Below are 21,207 nucleotides of genomic sequence, written 5' to 3'. Positions count from 1 at the left end.
ACTATCAACTGCTGCCTGAGCACGATGGATCGGAACGTTGCTTGTACGGTTGCAAGTCAATCCTCGCGCAGGGCGCGTGCAATTTGATCAAACAGAGGTTTGGTGAGAAATGAAAGCGCGCTGCGTTCACCGGTTTGAATGACGCCTCTACCGGCATGCCCGGCAGCAGCACCAAGTCTTTTAGCCGATCTAATTCATTTTGCGGTATTTCGATACGGGCGAAATACCAACTTTCACCGGTTGCGGATTGTGGAGCAGGTCGGCAGCAACCGTCTTGACGTATCCGGCAATCTCCGGCGTCGTGCGTTGGTTGAAAGCGGAAAACCGCAGCTCAGCCCGCTGACCGATATGGATCTGGTCGATATCAGCCGGCTTCAAGCCAGCCACTTAGCCTGCCTATTCGCCCTGGTTGTCCATCGAACGCGGATAGTGCGAGCGCGTGACTTGTAACGGCGCTTTGGATACTCTTTCATTATCCCGCACTGCACTCTACTTTGACGGCATGAGAAATTTTATGATCCATCTCGAAGAACAGGTGGCATGGTTGCCGGACTGGATCATCAACCTTGCCCTCATCGCCGGTACGGTTGGCATAGGCCTTGCCGCGCATCGCGCTCTTTACAACCTGCTCACCCGTATCGTTGCCGCCCGGGATTTGTTCTGGCGCTCGCTGATCTCACGGACCGAGCGCCCTGCGCGCTTTGCGGTTGTGGTGGCTGCACTCGCCCTGGCGGTTTCGGTCGCGCCCCTGACCGATCTGCAAGCCTCGGTGCTTCGTCATGGTCTGCTCATCTGCTTCATCGCGCTGATTGCCTGGATGGTGAAGTCGGCCGCGCATATCTGGACGACTGTTTATCTCAGGCGCTTCAAACTTGATGCCGAAGACAATCTGCTGGCGCGCAAGCATGTGACGCAATCGCGGATCATCGGGCGAATCATCGACCTGTTGATCATAATGATCGCGGTCGCCGCTGCATTGATGACCTTTGATGCGGTCCGGCAATATGGTGTCAGTCTTTTGGCATCTGCCGGTGCAGCCGGCATTGTGGTGGGCCTGGCACTTCAACCGGTCTTGAAGAATCTCTTCGCGGGCATTCAGCTTGCCATCACCCAGCCGATACGCATCGATGACGCACTGCTTGTTGAAGGTGAGTGGGGCAATGTCGAGGAGATCACCTCAACCTATGTCGTTGTCAAAATCTGGGACTGGCGGCGCCTCATTCTCCCGCTCAGCTACTTCATCGAAAACCCATTCCAGAACTGGACACGCGAGAGCGCCTCGCTGATAGGCACGGTGATGATCTACCTTGATTACAGTGTGCCGATCGCAGTGCTTCGCAGCAAAGTTGAGGAGATTCTCGCCGCTTCCAAGCTATGGGATCAGCGCGTCGCCAATGTCGCCGTCACCGATTTTAAGGAAAACGTGATGGAAATCCGGATCCTTGTATCCGCGACGAATTCCGGCCGAACATTTGATCTGCGTTGCGAGGTTCGCGAAAAGCTGATCGACTTCATCCAGCGCGAATATCCGCAGGCATTGCCGCGGATTCGTTTGAATCCCGGCAATGTCGCGACAACAGGGCAAACGGGGACGAACCAATCAGCAACGCGAGAGAACTGAGATTTGCTCAGCCGAAATGCCGCCCCTGTTATGGCTTCGGATTTTACACCTCAAATGTTCCGGTCAGTGTCGCTTGCGCAAGTATGTATCTTTTTGCTGCATTCCACATCAGCCCAGCACCTGCGGAGCTGGGCACAGAAAGATTCGGAACATCGAGTGCCGCCAAGCGAAAATGATAGTGGTGCACTCCATCATCTTTGGGTGGGTGCGGTCCGTCATAACGCGCATTGCCGAAATCGTTCTCCGAAAAACGCGGCGCCTGGCCCGGCACAGTATCCACACTTTCAGGCAATCCATTTAGTGTCGGCCGAATGTTGAATATTCCACAATGCCGGAAAATCCCACTTGGTGCATCGGCATCTTCAACGACTAGTGCAAAACTGCGTGTCCCATCAGGAACACCGCTCCATTTCAATGGTGGAAACAGATTTTGGTGGATACGGGTATATTTTGGGGGAATAGCATCGCCATCAGCAAATGCAGGGCTCACTAACGTCAAGACCATGGGATTTCCTTCAACAGGTGTTTTGACTGGGATTTGTACCGACGCTGCGCTTCACGGACGAAGCCCGCATCCCGCAGGTTTTGCTCCGCCGACATTCTTTCCAACCTGCAAGGACCGAGTTTGTTCCAGGAAATATGATCGCCATATGCAAGACAGGCAAACGATGTCATTTGCCCCGAGGACGCCGCCAGCCCAGAAACCGACTGTTGAGGCGCAAGCAGGCGTGTTGTTGAAGAAGACGAAGGTGGCGAACCCGATAAGGGGCAAAACCAGATAACGCCAGATTTTCCGCAAATGCCACTCCCTCTACGAGTAGGGTTCAAATCCACCTGAAATCTGCTTGCAGTCGACGGGTGGCAGAAATGGCTCGAGCTCGGTTTAGCCAAACTGCACGCGTTCGCCGCGTCAGCAACTGGCCTAGAAGCAGAGGTTATGACCGCCTTGAAAGGATACGAACCGTGAGCCACCATTTATGACGGTAGATCGGCCAGTATGTAGAACCCACCGCCTAGAAATGCTGCAGCCGACATAGATTTTATCACCAAATGGTGCTATTGTCCGCGCTTCAAATTAGGGAGCTACATCATGCGATCGACTATTAACCTCGATGACACGCTTATGGAGAAGGCTAGGTTCTTGACCGGTAAAAATGAAACTGCGGCCCTAGTGCGCCAGGCGTTGGAAACGCTTGTCCGTGTGGAGTCAGGAAAGCGCCTCATCGCGCTCGGAGGAACTATGCCCAATGCCGAGGCAGCTCCACGTCGCCGGAGCGCAGCGCCCAAGTGATACTCGCGGACACCTCGATCTGGATTGATCATTTTCGTCGTGTTGATGCGGAGCTGCGCAGGATCATTGAAGACGACCTCCTACTTTGCCACCCAGCCGTGATCGGTGAGCTGGCGCTTGGCAGCCTTAAGGATCGCGGCAGCGTGATCGCTTTTCTGACGGCGCAGCGCGTGGCAGTCGTCGCCACGCACGATGAAGTCATGACAATGATCGATCACCACAGTCTTTTCAGCATCGGCATTGGCTACACTGATGTTCACTTGCTGGCGTCCGTCCTTCTGGATCAGCGAGCGACCTTATGGACCAGAGACAAGCGCCTAAGAGCAGCGGCCGAAAAGGCAGGCGCTACACTGCACCTACCCGTAAATCGTCCCACCTAAAATTGCCAAACCAAAGGCCTTATTTCATCGCGCCACTAGCAGACTTAGACTCTGGCGGGATCGGATTGACCGATTTGGCTCCAAAAGCTGTCATAAGGAACCACGTTGAAGTTTCAAGTGCGGTTCCAGTCGAGCCCTTATGCAACTTAAACGCACAGAACAGGAACACCCGATGGCGGTTTATGGATGGTCCTGTTCGTTATCTCCTTCGGATTCCCTCGCCGTTGCAATGACGATCCGCGCTGATCCACAACCAGTCAGCAAGTCAGAGTACGGCACGGTCGTGACCGCAAAAGCTTTCGCAGACGGATCTGGAAACCAATGCAAAGTGTGTATTTGGGGAATACTCGACATTTTCTGCTGCGTACCCGATGCAATAATGCTCACACGTATTCGGGTAATGCATTCTCGGAGACGTATGAACATGAGCACCAAATCCCGCTTGATCTTCGTGCTCACGGTTTTGTCGATCCGGCGGCCCCAGATCAACGTGTCCTGCTCAACGTTTGAACATGCGCCTCTCGAGTATATCTGCAGAGTGTCAAGCTTTCGGCCGCGGGCGTATGGCGTAGGTACGAACTAAAAATAGAGAGGTGATGCATGAAAACGCTGCTGCTTAAAAGAGAGGAAGTTAGCAGATTAATCTGCATTAGCGAAGTCATCGGTACGGTAGAAGAGGCATACAAAGCCTTCAACAGCGATCAGGTGGAACAACCTGACTATATCGGGATACATCTCCCCTCGCCTCGTGGGGAAATTGACTTCAAGGTTGGTTATTACAAAGCCAACGAAGTGATCTCTATGAAAGCATCCTCTGGAGGGTTCATCAACAACCCAACAGCACACGGCGTACCCAGTGGCATGGGGACCATCCTGCTACATGATGCCAGGAGTTGTGCGTTAATTTGCGTTATGGATGGAAGTTTGATCACTGGTCTCAGAACAGGAGCGTCTGGAGCCGTTTCCGTAAAAGCGCTGGCAAGGAAAAATGCCAAAAAAATTACGTCGATCGGGACGGGAAATCAGGCAAGAATGCAAATCCGGATGATCAACGACACTATGAAAATTGAAGAAATTCACGCATGGGACCGTAACCCGGAAACGCTCTCCAAATACAAGACGGATATTGAAAGCGAATTTGGCATTCCTGTAATCATGGCAAACTCCAAAAAAGAAGCCGTTGAGCAGGCCGATATCTTGATTACGACGACCCGCGGAAAAGGGTCGCTTGTGGAACCAGAATGGGTGAAACCCGGTACACACATTGTTGCAATTGGTACAGATCAGCAAGGTAAACAAGAACTGGGTCCAGAGATTTTTAGGAATGCAAAAGTAGTCGTTGACTCAATTGCGCAGTGCACCGAAAAGGGCGAAACGTGGCATCCATTAAATAAAAATATCATCACCCAAGACGATATCCATGGAGAAATCGGCGAGATATTGCTGGGCAAAAAGCCAGGAAGAGAAAATGATGAAGAAGTTACCATTTTCGACTCCACAGGAATGGCCATACAAGACAATGTAACGTCGATCAAAATTTATCGAAATGCTATAGAAAGAAACATTGGAACTTTCTTCGAGTTCTTTGAATAACGATTTTAGAGACTTCGCACAGTAAAGTTGCTCTTAAAATTCCCACCAAGAGGGCCCCTGCCTGTTCAGTACACTGCGAGCAAATCCGAAGCTTGGTTCCAAAAAATAAATTAACCTCGATCAAAGCGTCCTCTTATGTTCAGAGGAACGTGATTCTTGAAGTTGAAGGGCGGCAGCTAATATGCGCAACTACCCAACAATACAGGACATTCGCGAAGCCCAGAAAAGGCTGGCACCTCTCATCAGGCATACGCCGTTGTTGCGAGCAGAAAAAATAGAGGAAGTTGTTGGTTGTCAGCTATATCTTAAACCTGAAACCTTGCAAATTACTGGCGCATTTAAAATTCGCGGCGCTCTCAACAAGGTACTTTCGCTCCCAAGAGAAGAGATCGCAAACGGCATCATTGCCTCATCGTCGGGCAATCATGCCCAGGGGCTTTCTTACGCGGCAAGGATGCTGGGCGTAAAAGTGATATTGGTACTCCCGGTGACCACGCCAAAAATTAAGATTGCCAATACAAAGGCCCTGGGCGCGGAAGTCGTTCTCTTTGATGGGGATACTGCTGCCAGATGGAAGAGGGTCTACGAAATCGCTGAAGAAAACAAATATGCGACCATTCACGGTTTTGAGGATCCCATGGTAATGGCTGGCCAGGGAACAATAGGGTGCGAAATATTGGAGGACTTGGAAGATGTGGATACGGTCATTATTCCAGTCGGCGGCGGAGGCCTTATCTCGGGAATCGCAACGGCTATCAAGGAAACGAAACCATCAGTGCGCGTTATAGGCGCAGAGCCTGCCTTAACACCGAAGTATTTTCACAGCCGGATAAATAAAGAACGTACGTCGTTTCCCTTAAAAGATACCATTGCGGATGGCTTGAGAATAAGTGTTCCGGGTAACAACCCGTATCCTATTATTGAAAAGTATGTGGATGAGATTATCCTCGTTGACGACGAACATATCATCGCAGGTATGCGTACTCTTGCCAACGATGCAAAATTAATCGCTGAACCGGCCGCCTCGATTGGTATTGGAGCTTTGTTGGCCGGCTCCATAGAAGTCAAACCGGACGAAAAGGTTTGCGCGGTGTTGACTGGAGGGAACTGGGACTTATGCGACCTTGCTGAGATATACAAAGTTGCTGAGAGTAACGAAAGATGAAGAACGACAGATGTGCATGCGCTCACGGTGACATGCATGGCAATGAGCCGGTCTGCCCAGTGAGCCATCTGACACGAAAGGATCCGCCCGATCGTCGACGGCTTCGCATCATGGCTCATCGAGGAACGGTTTCACCAGGCAGAAGACCAGGCTTGCAGTCGCGGGCGTTGGCTAACGCACCCGGCACGAGGACTGATTTAATCTCGATCTTCCGCCGATCCCTGGGCTGGCAGCCGCACTACGCGCTTTATAAGTAGGGCGGTGCGGCCGCCGTTTGGGTGCAAGAATGTTGTCGTGCGATTTTGGGCTTCTCATTCGCTGAAAATCCGCTCTGATGCATCTAGACGGGACGAGAGTTGTAATCGCGAACCACGTCTAGAACTCAGCGACATTTCCCCATGCGCTGCGGTTTAAGCGCTCCGGCCTGTAGGGAGTTGGATCGACTAGCGGTGAACGGCCTGTGATCAGGTCGGCTATCATATGACCGGCACCAGGGCCTATCCCAAAACCATGACCGCTGAATCCAGCTGCAAGAATAAAGCCTGGTACAGCCTCTATTTCTCCGATCGCAGGGACACCATCCGGTGTGCTATCAATATATCCCGCCCAGCGGTGGGCAATCGGAAACTTGGCTAATTCCGGTAATAGTTTCTGCGCTCTTTGATAGGTAAGGCGGATCTGTCCTTCATCAGGCTTCGGGTCAAGAATACGATTCTTTTCCATCGGAGTGATGTCATCGAGCGACCACTTTTTCAACGTTTCATGTCCCTCACACCAGCCGCCAAGCCCACCAGGCGCAAGGCTGCGCCAGCGGCGTATGAACATGGGAACGAACTCGCGGCTGAACCGCAGTTGCTGGGGTGTTGTATCTACTCGCGCGCGGCCGCTGATCGCCAGAGTATATCCTCCATCCATGCGGCGAGTTATCGATACTTGCGATGTGTGTAATGCATCCGGCAAGTCAATCGCCCCGGGCGCGACAGAAAGAATAGAAGCACGAACGGCCGCCTGTGGAAAGCGAATGCCCACCTGGTTGCAGAAGGACGAAGCCCACGCGCCACCAGCCATTACCACCGTCTTGGTGCGGATCACTCCGGCTTCTGTGACCACTCCGGTCACCCGTCCTGCACTCAGTTCCAAACCGCGGGCCGCGCAATTCTGATGCACTGTGCCTCCAGCCGCCATGATGCCCCTTGCAACAACCGGAACTGCTCTCGACGGATCAGCGACTCCGTCAGTTGGCGAGAAGACACCACCTTTCCATAAGTTTGCCGTTGTTGTGCTGCGTTCGGCAGCTTCTGCCGCGCTCAGCATATGTGTCTCGACACCAACAGTTTTTGCAAAATCACGCCATTTCGCCCAGCTGGCTATTTCAGCTTCATCCTGCGAAAGATAGAGCAACCCGCATCTGCGAAAACCCGTATCCTCGCCGGTTTCCTCAGCAATCTTATCCCACAACTCAAGACTTCTAGTGGCCATCGGCAGTTCCCGCGCATCGCGGTTCTGTTGACGACACCATCCCCAGTTGCGGCTCGACTGCTCGGCAGCAATTCTTCCCTTTTCTAGGAGGGCAACCTTCACACCGCTGCGGGCGAGGTAATAGGCTGTAAATACACCAACAACGCCGCCGCCTATGACGACAACATCCGCCTCTGCGGGTAAAGTCGGGCTGGTTTCAATATGCAATAGGGGCGCAGGCATGGGTAAAACTCCCAGTGTTTCTGCATCCTAACGCAATGAGCGCCGAGTCATGCTTCGGAGTTTGATCTTGCACAGAATTTCCTGTGGTTTTCCTTACCTTTAGCAGGCGATTATTGCATCCGATCAAGGTCTGCATCGCACCTGAACTGAATATCATAAAACGGCCTGAAGCGATTGCAGCATAGAATGAAAAAGACGATATTCTTTTTTCACAGTATTAAATGATTGGTATCTCTATGAAGCTGGACAAAATAGATATTAAAATTCTATCCCAGATGCAAAAGAACGGACGCATAACCAACGTCGAGCTTGCCGAACTCGTCAACCTTTCTCCCAGTCCCTGTCTGATGCGGGTAAAGAGGCTCCAGTCAGAAGGCTATATCACAGGTTATTCAGCGCAGATCGACGTTTCAAAACTTGGTCAAACACTGACGGTATTCACCGAGATCACGCTAAAGAACCATCGCCAGACCGACTTTGCACGGTTTCTTACCACGGTCGGAAAGGTCGATTCGGTCATCGAGTGTCACCTGGTTTCCGGTGGCTACGATTATTTGATGAAGTTCGTCACCCCGGGGATTGTTGAATATCAGACCATCATGGAACGTCTCATCGACATGGATATCGGCATAGACAAATATTTCAGTTTTGTCGTGCTCAAATCCCCTATCGTGAAAGCTCACCTTCCCTTGGATGTGATCTTCACTGAGTAGATGGAAAACGTCAAAAGGCTGCTATTGCAACACCGCTTTCCCCTGCTCAAAATCTGCCACGGTATATCAGGTTCTGGTAAACTCACGCACCAGGTCAGGATCCTGTTCCAGACTGTCCAACCAGTGCGGGTCGAGCTTAGGTACTGAAGAAAACAGGAGCCGCGAATAAGGATGGCTCGCCGTGCTGCCCATCATGCCGGGGCTCAGCTGCTCGACCTTCCTCCCCGCATACATGACCACGACTTCATCGCAAATGGCCCGGACTGTGGAAAGATCGTGGCTGATAAAAAGATAGGATAAATTCAGTTCACGCTGCAATTCCTTCAGGAGATCGATGATCGCTGCGGCAACAACGGTGTCGAGAGCGGACGTGATTTCATCGCAAAGGATAAGTTTGGGATCCGCCGCCAGCGCTCGCGCCAAGTTGATACGCTGCTTTTGACCACCCGATAATTCGCCCGGACGCCGATACCGCAGAGTTCGTGGCAAGCGCACCATATCGAGAAGCTGATCAATTCGTGCTTCACGGCTTTTTCTGTCCATCCCATGATAGAACGACAGCGGACGAGCCAGGATATCAGCAGTGGATTTGAACGGATTAAGCGCCGTATCCGCAGACTGGAAAACAATTTGTAGTTCGCGCAACTGATCGCGGCTGCGCCTGCGCAAGTCGCTCGGCATCTCCGCACCGTCAAAGTGTATCTGGCCGCGCGCAGCAGGCAAAATGCCCGCGATGACGCGTGCAAGCGTAGATTTTCCGCAGCCGGATTCACCAATAATGCCCAGGTTCCTGCCTCGCGCGAGTTGCAGGCTGACATTATCGACGGCGATCATCGCAGGATCACCTGAACCTCCAACCATGCCATAGCCCGCAACGACATTGTCGACGACCAGAAGTGGTGCTGGCTTCTCGGCCTCGACCATTTTCGGGCGTGCATACAGAGCTGGTTCAAATGCGGCCACAAGTTCCTTGGTATAAGGGTGCTGCGGGTTGTGGAGAATATCTCGCGTACTGCCGGCTTCCTGCACTTCGCCATTTTTCAGAACGACAATGCGGTCGGCAATCTGGGCAACAACCGCCAGATCGTGGGATACGTATACACCGGAAATGCCGTGCTCTTTCATGACTGACTTGAACGCGCGCAGAACCTCAATCTGGGTCGTCACGTCGAGTGCCGTCGTTGGCTCGTCAAAAATCACGAGCCTCGGGTCACCGATTAGCGCCATCGCCGCTGAAAGCCTCTGCAGTTGCCCGCCTGATACCTGATGGGGATACCGATCACCAATCGTATCAGGGTTTGGCAGTGCTAGCGCCTTGAATAGAGCAATCGCCTTTTTGCGCGCCTGGTTCACCGGCATAAGGTGATGGATTTTCGCCACTTCGATGACCTGTTCCATGATCCGATGCGCGGGATTGAAGGACGCCGCCGCACTTTGAGGAACGTAGGAGACTTCGGTGCCACGCTTTCGTGCTCTTTGCCGCTCCGAAAGATTGACGACATCCTGTCCGCCTATGGCTATATTGCCGCTCACGATTCGACAGCCGGGTCGCGTGTAACCCATCAGGGAGAGCGCAATCGTCGTTTTGCCGGAACCGCTCTCGCCGATGAGCGCTACGATTTCGCCTTCTGCAATTTCAAAACTTACATCCCTGATAATTTCCACTTTGCGCCCGGAATCGGTCTTTGCATCCACGCGCAGATGACTAACCTCTACAATATTGCCCATCACTCACTCCGATCGCGGATCTTCTGAGGAAGATTATCGATCAGCAGATTGACGCTGATCGTAAGGCTCGCAATGGCAATAGAGGGCAAGACCACGGCAGGTGCTGCAAAGGTTAGCCCACCGATATTTTCCTTGACCAAAGCACCCCAGTCAGCAAAAGGCGGTTGCACGCCCAGTCCCAGGAAAGACATGCTTGACAGAAGCAGGACGATGAAGACAAAACGCAAGCCAAAATCGGCGAGCACAGGGCGAATAATCCCGGGCAGAATTTCCGAGCGGATCAGATAGCCCATCTTTTCGCCGCGAGCTCTTGCAACGGTAATGTAGTCCATCGCATTGATGTTGATTGCCAATGCACGCGCAAAGCGATAACTGCCAGGCGTATAAATGACCGCCATAGTCGCGATCAAAATCGGAATGGACGAACCCACGCCGGCAACGATTACCAAGGCCAGAATCTTGCTTGGGATTGAGGTCAGCGCATCCAGAAAGCGGCTGAGAGCAGAATCGAACCAACCACCGACCACGGCTGCCATCATCCCCAAAAAGACGCCAGCAAAGCAGGCCAGAAAAACAGCCGCAAGTGAAATCCCGACCGTGAAACGTGCCCCGTAGATAATGCGCGAGAGCATGTCTCGTCCAAGATAGTCGGTGCCGAGTGGGAACTGCGCGCTTGTGGGGCCGAAGAAATCGAAATCGACAATCTCACCAACCGGATGCGGCGCAATCCATGGAGCGAATACGGCGACAAGGGCCCAGGCCAGAACGACGAGGAAAGAAATGGCGCCAACCAGATTGATCCGGTATCCGAAGGACGCAGACTTAGTTTGCTGCTGATTTGTCATGGGGGACATTACGATCGAAGCCTCGGGTTGGAGACGATGGCAATCACATCTGCTATCGTGATAAGCAGGAGATAACCAAAGCAAAAGATCATCGCGCAGGTTTGAATCAAGGGCAGATCGCGCGTTGCAACTGCATCGAGCATCAGCTTGGCAATGCCGGGATAGTTGAAGATGGTTTCCACAATGATGACGCCGCCAAGCAGGTAGGAAAGCGAAAGCGCGACGGCGTTGACGATAGGCCCCAGCGCATTGGGCAGCGCATGGACGATTACCATCCGGAACCGCGAGGCGCCTTTGAGCAAGGCCATTTCCACATAGGACGTATCCAGCGTTTCCAAAACTGCGGCCCGCGTCATGCGGATCATCTGCGCAGAAATCACGAAACTCAATGTGATGACTGGCATGGCGAATACCTTCAACAGGCCGGAAAACGATGTGACCTCATTGGCCATGGAGAGTGCGGGTAGCCAGCCGAGATACACCGCGAAAACAATGACTGCGATTGTTGCAACCATGAATTCTGGCACGGAAATGACCGCAATTGTAATGATCGAGACAGCGCGGTCATAGAAAGTGCCGCGCATGATAGCGGCAGTAATACCGAGAAACAGTGCAATTGGAACCGAAATGGCAGCTGTGACGCTAGCAAGCTTGAGCGAGTTCACCAATCTGCCGCCGATCAGATCAGCGATAGGAACATTGTTGACATAAGATACCCCGAGTTCGCCCCTCAACAGGTGTCCGAGCCAGTAAAGGAAGCGAAAGAATGCGGGCTGATCAAGATTCATCGCATGACGAAGTCCGGCGACCGCTTCTGGCGTAGCCGCCTGCCCCAGCAAAATTTCTGCCACGTCACCCGGCAGCATCTCGGTCGCAAAGAAAATCGTGAACGCGACAATGAGAAGCGTCATGACTGCGACTATCAGGCGCTTGATGATAATATTGAGCAATGGGGACTTCATGATCATGCACCAGTCCGCAACTTGGGGAAAATATCGCCCGGACAAAGTGCTTTGTCCGGGCCAAACAAAGAAATAATCAGGCTTCCAGCCAGGCGTGCTCGGCAAATGTGTAGCCCATCATGCCGCCGAGCGGATTTGGCTCAAGGCCCTGCAGTTTTGGCGAAATCGCGTCAACATTCGACATGAACACAGGAATGACAGTCCCTGCTTCGCTGGAGATCAAGGCCTGCATCTCGCCATAGATTTCCTTGCGTTTCGCTTCGTCCAACATACCGCGAGCCTCAAGCAGCATAGAGTCGAACTTATCAGACTTGTACTGGCTTTCGTTCCAGGGCGCATCCGACTTATAGAGCAGTGAGAAAAGGATGTCGGGAGTTGGACGTGCATTGATATTGCCGTAATGCACGGCGTCTTTTAGCCAATGGTTCGACCAATATCCATCCGAAGGCACGCGATCGATAACCACCTTCTGGCCTATGGATGAAGCTGCCTGCTGGAGTACCATCGCATAATCGAGCGATGAGGAGGCAGCTTCCGCTGCGGTGATATGAATTTCCTGACCGAGCACGCCGGCCTTTTCAAGCAATGATTTGGCGTGCTCTGGGTCGTACTCGCGCTGTTTGAGTTCGGCGTTGAAGTATTTGTTGGTATTCGGAACGGGATGATCGTTTGCAATTTCCGCCAGTCCACGCAACACCGATTTCTGGATAACTTCGCGGTTGGTGAGGTATTTGAAAGCTTCCGCAACGCCAGCCTTGTTGCCGGGCGCCATATCAAGCCGCACATTCAGATTGGTGTAGGTGCCCAGCTTGGAAATGAAGAGTTTTGCCGCCGGATTGTTCTCAAGAACCCGCAGCGAGCGCGGATTGAGGTTGGCAGCCAGTTGAATGTCGCCCGAGAGGACCGCGTTCATGCGGGCGGATTCGTCTGAAATTGCGAAGAACTCGAAGGAATCAAGATAGGGACCGTTGTCTTTCCAATAGTTCTCATTGCGCGATGCCATCGAACGAACGCCGGGCTGAAACTCCTTGCAGATGAACGGTCCCGTGCCATTTCCCTTGGAGAAGTCAGTCGTGCCGTTGGCCACGATCATGAAATGGTGCATCGCAAGAATGGTCGGAAGGTCTGCGTTTGCGCTTTCCAGCGTAATCTCAACGGTCGTGTCATTGATCTTCTTTGCGTCGGTAATCTGCTTGGCCAGCGCATTGACTTTGGACCCGACAGCCGGATCAAGGTGGCGCTTTAGCGAAAAGACCACGTCATCAGCAGTGAGTGACTTGCCGTCATGAAAAGTCACACCCTTGCGCAGCTTGACAGTCCAGGCCTTGGCATCAGCGGTCTCAATACTCTCCGCGAGTTCCATCTGGGTCTGGCCTTGGCCATCAAGAAAGGTCAGGCGGTTGTAAAACGCGCAGCAACGAACGTAATCCGTCGCATTTGATGCCTTGGCGGGATCAAGCGTATCTGCAGTGGATGTGCTGAAACCCGCGGCCTTGATAAAGCCGCCTTTTACAGGGGTTGCTGCCAGTGCAGAAGTAGCACGCGCGAAAACAGAAGCGCCGGCTACTGCTGCCACACCGCCCATCATCATCATTTGGAGCAGTTCGCGACGGTTCGCTCCGCGGCGAATTGCATTTTCAATCATCCGGTGGTCGGAAGAAGTCCAGTTGGTTATCTTCTCGCTCATTGCAGTTCCCCTTGTTGATGGTTGTGTCGGGCGCCGGCTTATGGTCACCGGCTACACCAATCTTTCAGATAGTCAGTTGTTAAAAATACCTCTTGCAGTGTCGGCCAACGCAGCTTGTGCGTATCAAAGGAGAGTCCAGCAGCTGCGGGAATAATTGTCGATACATCCCAGCGCGATCCATTGGATCTGACTTTTAACAGCTATGGCAGTGTGTTACGGAGGTGTGCATAAATTGCGCTGAATCGGTCCGGAACGGCAGCATAAAATTGCGAATTTCGGGGATTCACGAAATCCATCGCATCATCTCCTACTGTTTTCGTTCTCTCATCCCTTCATTTCCGCGCGCACATCATTATCCGCCAGCGTCTGGTCCAGCGTGAGGCGCGTGCGCTCAATAATGGCATCGATGTCTTCATCCGTGCAGCAAAGCGGCGGTGCATAGCCCAGCACACCATTGGCAAAGGCGCGAATGACAAGGCCATTGTCCCAGGCGCGGTCAAAAATACGCCGTGCTGGATCGGCAGCTGCCGGCAGCGGCGTCTTGCGTTCCTTGTCGGTCACCAATTCGATTGCAGCCAGCATGCCACGCCCGCGCACGTCGCCGACCAGCGGATGATCAGCAAGCGATTGGAGCCCGGCTAGCAAACGCTTTCCTGCCTTTCGGCCATTGTCGAGCAATCCGCCTTCATAAAGGCGCAGACATTCAAGACCAACCGCAGCACTGACCGGATGCGCGGAATAGGTATAGCCGTGGCCAACTGCTGCTTTACCCGCACCATCCGCAATCGTAGAATAGACGTGCTCCGACATTAAGACGGCACCCATTGGCATATAGCCGGACGTCAAGCCTTTGGCAGTGGTGATGAAGTCCGGTACGACACCGTCTTCCTCACAGGCGAAAAGCGGGCCTGTACGGCCAAACCCGGTGATGACCTCATCGGCGATGAAAAGGACATCAAGCTCCTTGCACACTGCATGCATGGCCTTTAGCCAGCCAGTCGGTGGCACAAGAACACCGCCTGAACCCTGAATAGGTTCGACATAGAAAGCAGCTACACGTTCCGCGCCAAGTTCTTCAATTTTCGCGCGCAGCGCCGCAACCGAGGCATTTATAATTGCCTGGGGATCAGGGCCGACAGGGTTGCGATAAGTATAATGCGAGGGGATTTTGTGCTGCCAGTCATAAGGCACCCCGAAGCCCACATGGAATGCTGCAAGGGCGGTCAAGCCCGAACCTGCTGTAGAGGAACCGTGGTAGCCATATTCAAGCGAGATAAACTGGTCTTTCTGCGGTATGCCCCTGGCATGATAGTAATAGCGAATAAAGCGGATCGTGCTGTCGATCGCATCAGAACCGCCCAGCGTAAAATAGACATGATTGAGATCGCCTGGTGCGCGGTCAGCCAGTTCAGCCGCGAGACGAATGCCGGGTTCTGATCCCAAACCAAAATAGCCGGTAGCGTAGGGCAGCTCGCGCAACTGCTTCGTGGCCGCCTCGACGATGCTGTCTTGACCATAACCGGCATTGACACACCAAAGGCCTGCGAAGCCATCGAGCAGGGTGTGGCCGGAGGCATCAGTGACCGTAGCCCCTTTGCCCGACTTTAGAATACGCACACCCGCAGCTTCGTGGCTGCGATAGGACGAAACCGGATGCACCAGATGGGCGCGATCAAGTTCGATCAAGGAATTGCTCAGCATAATATTCTCCAATCAACTAGTCTCTTGCGGCTCAACCCAGGGCCTGATTTACAAGGGCATAGGTTCGATATGGCGAAGCGATTCTGTTTTCTTGCTGCATGTTTGCGGCTCTGCGCATGGATATTCCGCCGCCAACATGAACGAGCCCGCGTTGAGCTAGCCATTTCGCCAGATTTGTCGAGATGTGCGTGTCGACGCGGACAAACTCACCCATGTGCTGTGAGAGCAGGAACCCGATCAACGCCCGTGCCTCGCTGTCGTTGCTCGCAACAACCGGGCCAATAGCAAACCCGCGTCCAAATGCGCGGATTGCTGCAAATGCATTCACCGCGCCATCAGTACGAACGACTGCAAATTGGGCCCGTTCAACCAGAAGCCGCATGAGTTCACAGCGATCATGTCCCGCTGCCAGCCGATCCAGAACAATGAAATGAGCGAAATCTTCAGGCGTTGCCCACGATACATTGTCCGGCGCGTCCACCCCTGACACCACACCCTGATGCTGAATGATCTCGCCAGTCGCGACGAAGCCGAGCTTCTCATAAAGAGGTAGCCCCTCTTGCGTTGCAATCAGAAGGCAGATGCGTTTATCAGCAGCCTCAAGAGCGGTCTGCATCAGCTTGCGGCCCAACCCGCGTCCGCGCATGCTGTCATCGACGATAACCATATTGATGGTCGCGGTATCGCCGCCGAAAAGTGTCGTCATCGCGGTTCCAACCACACGGCCGTCCTCAAGCGCGACCACGCCATTGCTCAAAGCCAATACCAGCGCCCAATCTTCGCGACGATGCGGCCAACCTGCTTGAGCAGACAGGGCAACAGCTTCACCGAGATGGTCTTGCGTCATCGTTTCAAAAATAATTTGTGATGCGTTCATAGCTGGTTCCGGCATGGTTCTTCATGGACTCAGATTAAGATGCCTCAAGCAGCAGTTCATCCCGACCGGTATGTTTAGGCAGAGCGTTTTCACTGTCCTTTTGCACTGCCGCCGCATGTTATGCCGTGACCATGGCCAAACGACTGCCGAACTCAGCTGCAAAGCTGCCTGCGACAATCGCCCGACAAAACTCTCTGCCAAAGCTTTGACCGGATACGAAACAATCTGCTTTGTGCCGATATGAATGCAGTGATTAGTCCGTTCACGGCTCATTATGATGCTTGTGAACGGCACGGCCGTGCCTGCAATGCTTAGGAGGATTAGAGCATGACCCAATTTAGACCGAAATACATTACTTTCGATTGCTACGGTACGCTGACCAATTTCCAGATGGCGGAAGCCGCGCGCGAACTCTATTGCGACGAGGTTGACGAAGAACGCATGCAGCAGTTTGTAAAGGATTTTGCCGCCTATCGCCTCGACGAAATCCTCGGCCAGTGGAAACCTTATAGTGAAGTCGTTCACAATGCGATTGAACGGACCTGCAAGAAAAACCGTGTCGGATTCCATGAAGAAGACGCACGCAAGGTCTATGAGAAGGTTCCGACCTGGGGTCCGCACCCGGACGTACCAGCGGGTCTTGCCAAGGTCGCGAAGGAAATTCCCCTCGTCATTCTTTCAAATGCAATGAATGAACAAATCCACTCGAACGTTGAAAAGCTCGGCGCTCCGTTCCACGCCGTTTACACTGCGCAGCAGGCACAAGCGTACAAACCGCGCTTCAGGGCTTTCGAATACATGCTGGATCAGCTCAACGCCAATCCGGAAGACATTCTTCATGTTTCCTCGTCATTTCGTTATGATTTGATGTCGGCTCATGATTTGGGCATCAAGAACAAGATCTGGGTCAATCGCGGTCATGAGCCTGCGAATCCCTATTATGGCTATACCGAAATCAACGGCATTTCCGGTTTGGCCGGCGCCGTCGGGCTTTAGAGCGCGGTTCGATCTGATTTATTAGATGGCGCTCCAACAATTCGTATTTGCGCGCATTTATTTCTACCGGTTCCCAGTTTCGGAATGCGCTATCATCGCGAGGCAAAATGCAATTCAAGCCCTATTGGCACGATACTACATCGCCTTTTACACAAGCGGAGCAGCGGTCCCCGGAAGGACACTACGACATCGCCATCATCGGCGGGGGCTTCACCGGACTTTCTGCTGCGTTGCACCTTGCCAAGGGTGGCGCGCGCGTCGCGGTCTTCGAAGCATCTCTCGTCGGTTCCGGTGCATCGGGGCGCAATGGCGGTCATCTCAACAATGGCCTCGCCCACAGCTTCATTGCGGCAAAACAGCACCTTGGCGCAGAGCGCGCCAAGACACTCTACAAGGCTTTTGACGACTCGATCGATACGATCGAACGGATTGTACGGGAGGAGAATATCGACTGCTCCTTCCGACGTGCGGGCAAGTTGAAGCTTGCGTCCAAACCAGCCCATTTCGATGGTCTGGCACGCAATTTCGAGGCCATTCACGCGGAAATCGATCCTGACACAGTTTTACTGCGCCGCGATGAGCTTGCAGGCGAAGTCGGGTCCAGCGACTTCTATGGTGCGATGCTTTCCAGGAAAAGCGCCATGATGCATATGGGCCGCTACGTTACCGGACTTGCGACAGCAGCAGTACGCCAAGGCGCGGCGATCTTTGAAAACACACCCGTGATCGAACGCAGGAACGTCAATGGTCTTAATCAACTCATAACATCAAGCGGCACGACTACGGCTGACGATATTATCCTTGCAACAGGCGCCTATACCACTGATAGTTTTCCCTATTTTCGCAAACGCATCATCCCTGTCGGCAGCTTTATCATTGCGACGCGGCCACTGACGGAAAGCGAAAGCGCTGCCACCCTGCCGGGCAACCGCACCTATGTGACGTCGATGAATATCGGCAACTACTTCCGGCTGGCGCCGGACAACCGCGTGATCTTTGGTGGCCGTGCCCGCTTTTCAACGACATCCGACCAGCGTTCCGATGCCAGAAGCGGCGCAATCCTACGCGCAAATCTCGTCAGGATTTTTCCGCATCTCGCCGATGTCGAAATCGATTATTGCTGGGGCGGTCTCGTGGATATGACGCAGGACCGCTATCCGCGTGCGGGCTTCGCCGATGGCGTGTGGTATGCAATGGGCTATTCCGGTCACGGTGCCCAGATATCGACGCAGATGGGCATCCATCTGGCCGACGCCATCCTGGGGCGCGGCGACCGCAATCCGGTTGCCGATCTCGAATGGCCGGCTATTCCAGGCTATTCCGGCAAGCCCTGGTTCCTGCCGCTGGTCGGGCTTTACTACAAGATGCTTGATACGATTCAATAATCCGAAAAATGAGAGGCCGGTTAAACCGCGCACTTCACTGTTCACAATCCACCAACATGCAGCGTTTTGACTTCCAGGTACTCATCAATGCCGAGCCTCGATCCTTCGCGGCCAAGGCCTGACTGCTTGACACCGCCAAAGGGAGCAACTTCCGTTGATATCAGGCCGGTGTTCAGACCAACCATACCAAAGTCCAGTGCCTCGGTAATCCGCCAGGATCTCTTCAGATTCTCAGTATAGAAATAGGCGGCAAGGCCGAACGGCGTGCCATTGGCAAGTTCGATAGCCTCTTCTTCCGTTTCAAAGCGGAAAAGCGGGGCCACCGGCCCAAAGGTTTCTTCGGAAGCAAGCAGCATGTCGGTTGTTGCATCACCAAGAACAATCGGACGGACATACTGACGGCCTTCCGGCATTTTTTTGCTTTGTGCGAGGATTTTGGCGCCGCGGTCCAAAGCATCGCTCACGTGGCGCTCGATCTTTTCGATAGCCGCGTGGTTGATCATCGGGCCAATCACGACGCCCTCCTCGGTTCCTGCGCCGACTTTCATCGCAGAAACGCGGCTGGCAAGTCTGGCCGCAAATGCGTCATAAATTCCGGACTGCACCAGAATACGGTTGGAGCAGACACAGGTCTGACCGCCATTACGGAATTTCGATGCAATCGCGCCTTCAACTGCCTGACCCAAATCGGCATCGTCAAAGACAATGAACGGCGCATTGCCGCCCAGTTCAAGGCTGAGCCGTTTGATGCTGTCGGCAGCGCCTTTCATCAGCAGCGAGCCAACGCGGGTCGAGCCGGTGAAGGAGATCTTGCGCACTGTCTCGTTTGTCATAAGCTCCTTGCCGATTTCTGTCGGCATGCCGGTCACGATGTTGATAACGCCAGCCGGAATCCCTGCCCGTTCGGCAAGAACCCCCAGTGCCAGTGCGGAAAAAGGCGTGAATTCCGACGGCTTGATAACAACCGTGCAACCTGCTGCAAGGGCGGGTGCGACTTTGCGCGTGATCATCGCATTCGGAAAATTCCATGGCGTGATGATTGCGCACACGCCTACCGCTTCTTTGAGAACAAGGATGCGGCGGTCCGACGAAGGCGAAGGTATGGTGCCGCCGTCAATACGGCGTGCTTCTTCGGCAAACCATTTGGCGAACGAAGCACCGTAGCGGATTTCACCCAGAGCTTCGCCAACGGGTTTGCCTTGCTCCAATGTCAGCAGGAGTGCCAGATCCTGCTCGTGCTCGCCCATGAGGGCAAACCAGCGCTCAAGAAGGGCTGCGCGCTCTGCGCTTGTCTTCTTTTTCCAGCTCTTGAAAGCTCTCGCCGCCGCATCAATTGCCGCGCGCGTTTCCTCGACTCCCATATCGGGGACGGTGCCCAGCGTGCCGAGGCTTGCCGGATTGGTGACATCAACGACCGCTCCTGTGGCTGCATCCTGCCAGACACCGGCGATAAAGCCCTGTTGCCTGAAAAGAGCCGGATCCTTTAATGCGTGCATGTTTTCCTCTTTTCGTTAGGCGAGAGCCGAAAGAACGGCCTGCGTGATCGCGTCCGTTTTGTCCTTGCCTGCGATCGTTCCGATACCCCGCATGGTTGCTGCCTCGATTGCCGCCATCACGTCTTTTGACGCTTGATGTTCGCCAAGATGGTCGAGCATCATCGCACCAGACCAGATCGCCGCAATCGGATTGGCAATGCTTAAATGAGCAATATCAGGCGCCGAACCATGAACCGGTTCGAACATGGAAGGTGCACTGCGGTCCGGATTGATATTGGCCGAAGCGGCATAACCTAATCCGCCCTGAATAGCCGCACCAAGATCGGTGAGTATGTCGCCAAACAGGTTTGAGGCAACGATAACGTCAAGGCTTTCGGGTGCCATCACCATGCGCGCCGCCATGGCATCGATATGGTAATGCGAAATCTCCACATCGGGATATTCCTTGGCAACGTCCCGCGTGACCTCATCCCAAAAAACCATGGAATATTTCTGTGCGTTTGACTTCGTTACCGAGGCAAGCTTGTTACGGCGTGCGCGGGCTTGCTCGAAGCCGTAGCGTATGATGCGCTCGACGCCGGTCCGCGTGAAAATTGCAGTCTCAACCGCGACTTCATCTTTGGTGCCGGAATGCACGCGCCCGCCAGCTCCTGAATATTCGCCTTCGGTATTTTCACGGATGCAGAGGATATCAAAAACGTCGGAGCGCAGCGGCCCCGTTACACCGGGCAGAAGCCTATGCGGTCGTATATTGGCATATTGCACAAAGGCCTTGCGGATGGGCAGCAGCAAACCGTGCAGGGATACTGAATCTGGTACTTCCGCAGGCCAGCCCACAGCGCCTAGATAAATTGCATCGAATTTGCGCAGGGTTTCGATAGCATCCGCTGGCATCATAACGCCGGTTTCATGATAGTAAGCGCAGGACCACGGGAAACGAGTGCCCTCAAGGTCAAAGCCCCTGCGCTTGGCAACAGCCATCAAGACCTGCAGTGCCGCATCTGTAACACTCTTGCCAATGCCGTCTCCCGGAATCAAGGCGATAGAGTAGCTTTTCACGATGAGT

General features: G+C 53.6%; 18 protein-coding genes and 1 pseudogene. 8 read left to right on the top strand and 11 right to left on the bottom strand.

Annotation, left to right across the window (positions count from 1 at the left end):
• Window positions 1–4: 4 nt before the first annotated feature.
• Window positions 5–387, bottom strand: a pseudogene (locus tag C7476_RS29610) (beta-barrel domain-containing protein).
• 127 nt (window positions 388–514) lie between these two features.
• On the opposite strand from C7476_RS29610, the gene C7476_RS24460 reads away from it, so the two are divergent.
• Window positions 515–1,621, top strand: a complete 1,107-nt coding sequence (locus tag C7476_RS24460; protein ID WP_245426538.1) for a mechanosensitive ion channel family protein — start codon at window positions 515–517, stop codon at window positions 1,619–1,621.
• A 43-nt stretch (window positions 1,622–1,664) separates the two neighbouring features.
• Here the strand turns inward: C7476_RS24460 and C7476_RS24455 are convergent, their stop codons facing one another.
• Window positions 1,665–2,126 (bottom strand): YbhB/YbcL family Raf kinase inhibitor-like protein, encoded by a 462-nt coding sequence (locus C7476_RS24455; protein ID WP_114432545.1) that lies wholly within the window; start codon window positions 2,124–2,126, stop codon window positions 1,665–1,667.
• A 585-nt stretch (window positions 2,127–2,711) separates the two neighbouring features.
• Here C7476_RS24455 and C7476_RS24450 point away from each other — a divergent pair.
• The 4 genes from C7476_RS24450 (at window position 2,712) to C7476_RS24430 (ending at window position 6,050) form a co-directional block, all read left to right on the top strand.
• Window positions 2,712–2,912, top strand: a complete 201-nt coding sequence (locus C7476_RS24450; RefSeq protein ID WP_114432544.1) for a type II toxin-antitoxin system VapB family antitoxin — start codon at window positions 2,712–2,714, stop codon at window positions 2,910–2,912.
• Window positions 2,909–3,292: a type II toxin-antitoxin system VapC family toxin gene (locus tag C7476_RS28895; RefSeq protein WP_114432543.1), complete on the top strand. Its 384-nt coding sequence runs from the start codon at window positions 2,909–2,911 to the stop codon at window positions 3,290–3,292. The genes C7476_RS24450 and C7476_RS28895 overlap by 4 nt, the downstream gene beginning before the upstream one ends.
• 600 nt (window positions 3,293–3,892) lie before the next feature.
• Window positions 3,893–4,885 (top strand): ornithine cyclodeaminase family protein, encoded by a 993-nt coding sequence (locus C7476_RS24435; protein WP_114432541.1) that lies wholly within the window; start codon window positions 3,893–3,895, stop codon window positions 4,883–4,885.
• 181 nt (window positions 4,886–5,066) lie between these two features.
• Window positions 5,067–6,050 carry a threonine/serine dehydratase family protein gene (locus C7476_RS24430; RefSeq protein WP_114432540.1) on the top strand — a complete coding sequence of 328 codons (984 nt, stop codon included), beginning with the start codon at window positions 5,067–5,069 and terminating at the stop codon, window positions 6,048–6,050.
• Between the two features lie 375 nt (window positions 6,051–6,425).
• On the opposite strand, the gene C7476_RS24425 is transcribed toward C7476_RS24430, so the two are convergent.
• On the bottom strand, window positions 6,426–7,751 hold the full coding sequence (locus C7476_RS24425; RefSeq protein WP_114432539.1) for an NAD(P)/FAD-dependent oxidoreductase: 1,326 nt from the start codon (window positions 7,749–7,751) through the stop codon (window positions 6,426–6,428).
• Between the two features lie 236 nt (window positions 7,752–7,987).
• Between C7476_RS24425 and C7476_RS24420 the strand changes: the two genes are divergently transcribed.
• Window positions 7,988–8,464 carry an Lrp/AsnC family transcriptional regulator gene (locus C7476_RS24420; RefSeq protein WP_106713079.1) on the top strand — a complete coding sequence of 159 codons (477 nt, stop codon included), beginning with the start codon at window positions 7,988–7,990 and terminating at the stop codon, window positions 8,462–8,464.
• A 66-nt stretch (window positions 8,465–8,530) separates the two neighbouring features.
• On the opposite strand, the gene C7476_RS24415 is transcribed toward C7476_RS24420, so the two are convergent.
• The 6 genes from C7476_RS24415 to C7476_RS24390 form a co-directional block, all read right to left on the bottom strand.
• Window positions 8,531–10,192 carry an ABC transporter ATP-binding protein gene (locus C7476_RS24415; protein ID WP_114432538.1) on the bottom strand — a complete coding sequence of 554 codons (1,662 nt, stop codon included), beginning with the start codon at window positions 10,190–10,192 and terminating at the stop codon, window positions 8,531–8,533.
• Entirely contained in the window at window positions 10,192–11,037 is an 846-nt protein-coding gene (locus tag C7476_RS24410) for an ABC transporter permease (protein WP_181872589.1), read from the bottom strand. Before C7476_RS24410 ends, C7476_RS24415 begins: the two co-directional genes overlap by 1 nt.
• A gap of 8 nt (window positions 11,038–11,045) precedes the next feature.
• Complete coding sequence (locus C7476_RS24405) at window positions 11,046–11,999, bottom strand: ABC transporter permease (protein WP_114432559.1); 954 nt, start codon at window positions 11,997–11,999, stop codon at window positions 11,046–11,048.
• 76 nt (window positions 12,000–12,075) lie between these two features.
• Window positions 12,076–13,686 (bottom strand): ABC transporter substrate-binding protein, encoded by a 1,611-nt coding sequence (locus C7476_RS24400; protein ID WP_114432536.1) that lies wholly within the window; start codon window positions 13,684–13,686, stop codon window positions 12,076–12,078.
• Between the two features lie 324 nt (window positions 13,687–14,010).
• Window positions 14,011–15,387, bottom strand: coding sequence for an aspartate aminotransferase family protein (locus C7476_RS24395; RefSeq protein ID WP_114432535.1), 1,377 nt, complete (start codon window positions 15,385–15,387; stop codon window positions 14,011–14,013).
• A 31-nt stretch (window positions 15,388–15,418) separates the two neighbouring features.
• Window positions 15,419–16,264, bottom strand: coding sequence for a GNAT family N-acetyltransferase (locus tag C7476_RS24390; RefSeq protein WP_114432558.1), 846 nt, complete (start codon window positions 16,262–16,264; stop codon window positions 15,419–15,421).
• A gap of 327 nt (window positions 16,265–16,591) precedes the next feature.
• Between C7476_RS24390 and C7476_RS24385 the strand changes: the two genes are divergently transcribed.
• Window positions 16,592–17,260, top strand: coding sequence for a haloacid dehalogenase type II (locus C7476_RS24385; protein ID WP_114432534.1), 669 nt, complete (start codon window positions 16,592–16,594; stop codon window positions 17,258–17,260).
• 107 nt (window positions 17,261–17,367) lie between these two features.
• Window positions 17,368–18,645: an NAD(P)/FAD-dependent oxidoreductase gene (locus C7476_RS24380; RefSeq protein WP_114432533.1), complete on the top strand. Its 1,278-nt coding sequence runs from the start codon at window positions 17,368–17,370 to the stop codon at window positions 18,643–18,645.
• Between the two features lie 41 nt (window positions 18,646–18,686).
• On the opposite strand, the gene C7476_RS24375 is transcribed toward C7476_RS24380, so the two are convergent.
• Together C7476_RS24375 and C7476_RS24370 are read right to left on the bottom strand one after the other, a co-directional pair.
• Window positions 18,687–20,141 carry an NAD-dependent succinate-semialdehyde dehydrogenase gene (locus tag C7476_RS24375; protein ID WP_114432532.1) on the bottom strand — a complete coding sequence of 485 codons (1,455 nt, stop codon included), beginning with the start codon at window positions 20,139–20,141 and terminating at the stop codon, window positions 18,687–18,689.
• Between the two features lie 15 nt (window positions 20,142–20,156).
• Entirely contained in the window at window positions 20,157–21,200 is a 1,044-nt protein-coding gene (locus tag C7476_RS24370; protein ID WP_114432531.1) for a tartrate dehydrogenase, read from the bottom strand.
• Between the last annotated feature and the right edge of the window lie 7 nt (window positions 21,201–21,207).

The organism is Phyllobacterium bourgognense, assembly GCF_003337575.1.
Classification (GTDB): Bacteria; Pseudomonadota; Alphaproteobacteria; order Rhizobiales; family Rhizobiaceae; genus Phyllobacterium; species Phyllobacterium bourgognense.
This window is presented reverse-complemented; position numbering and strand designations above follow the sequence as displayed.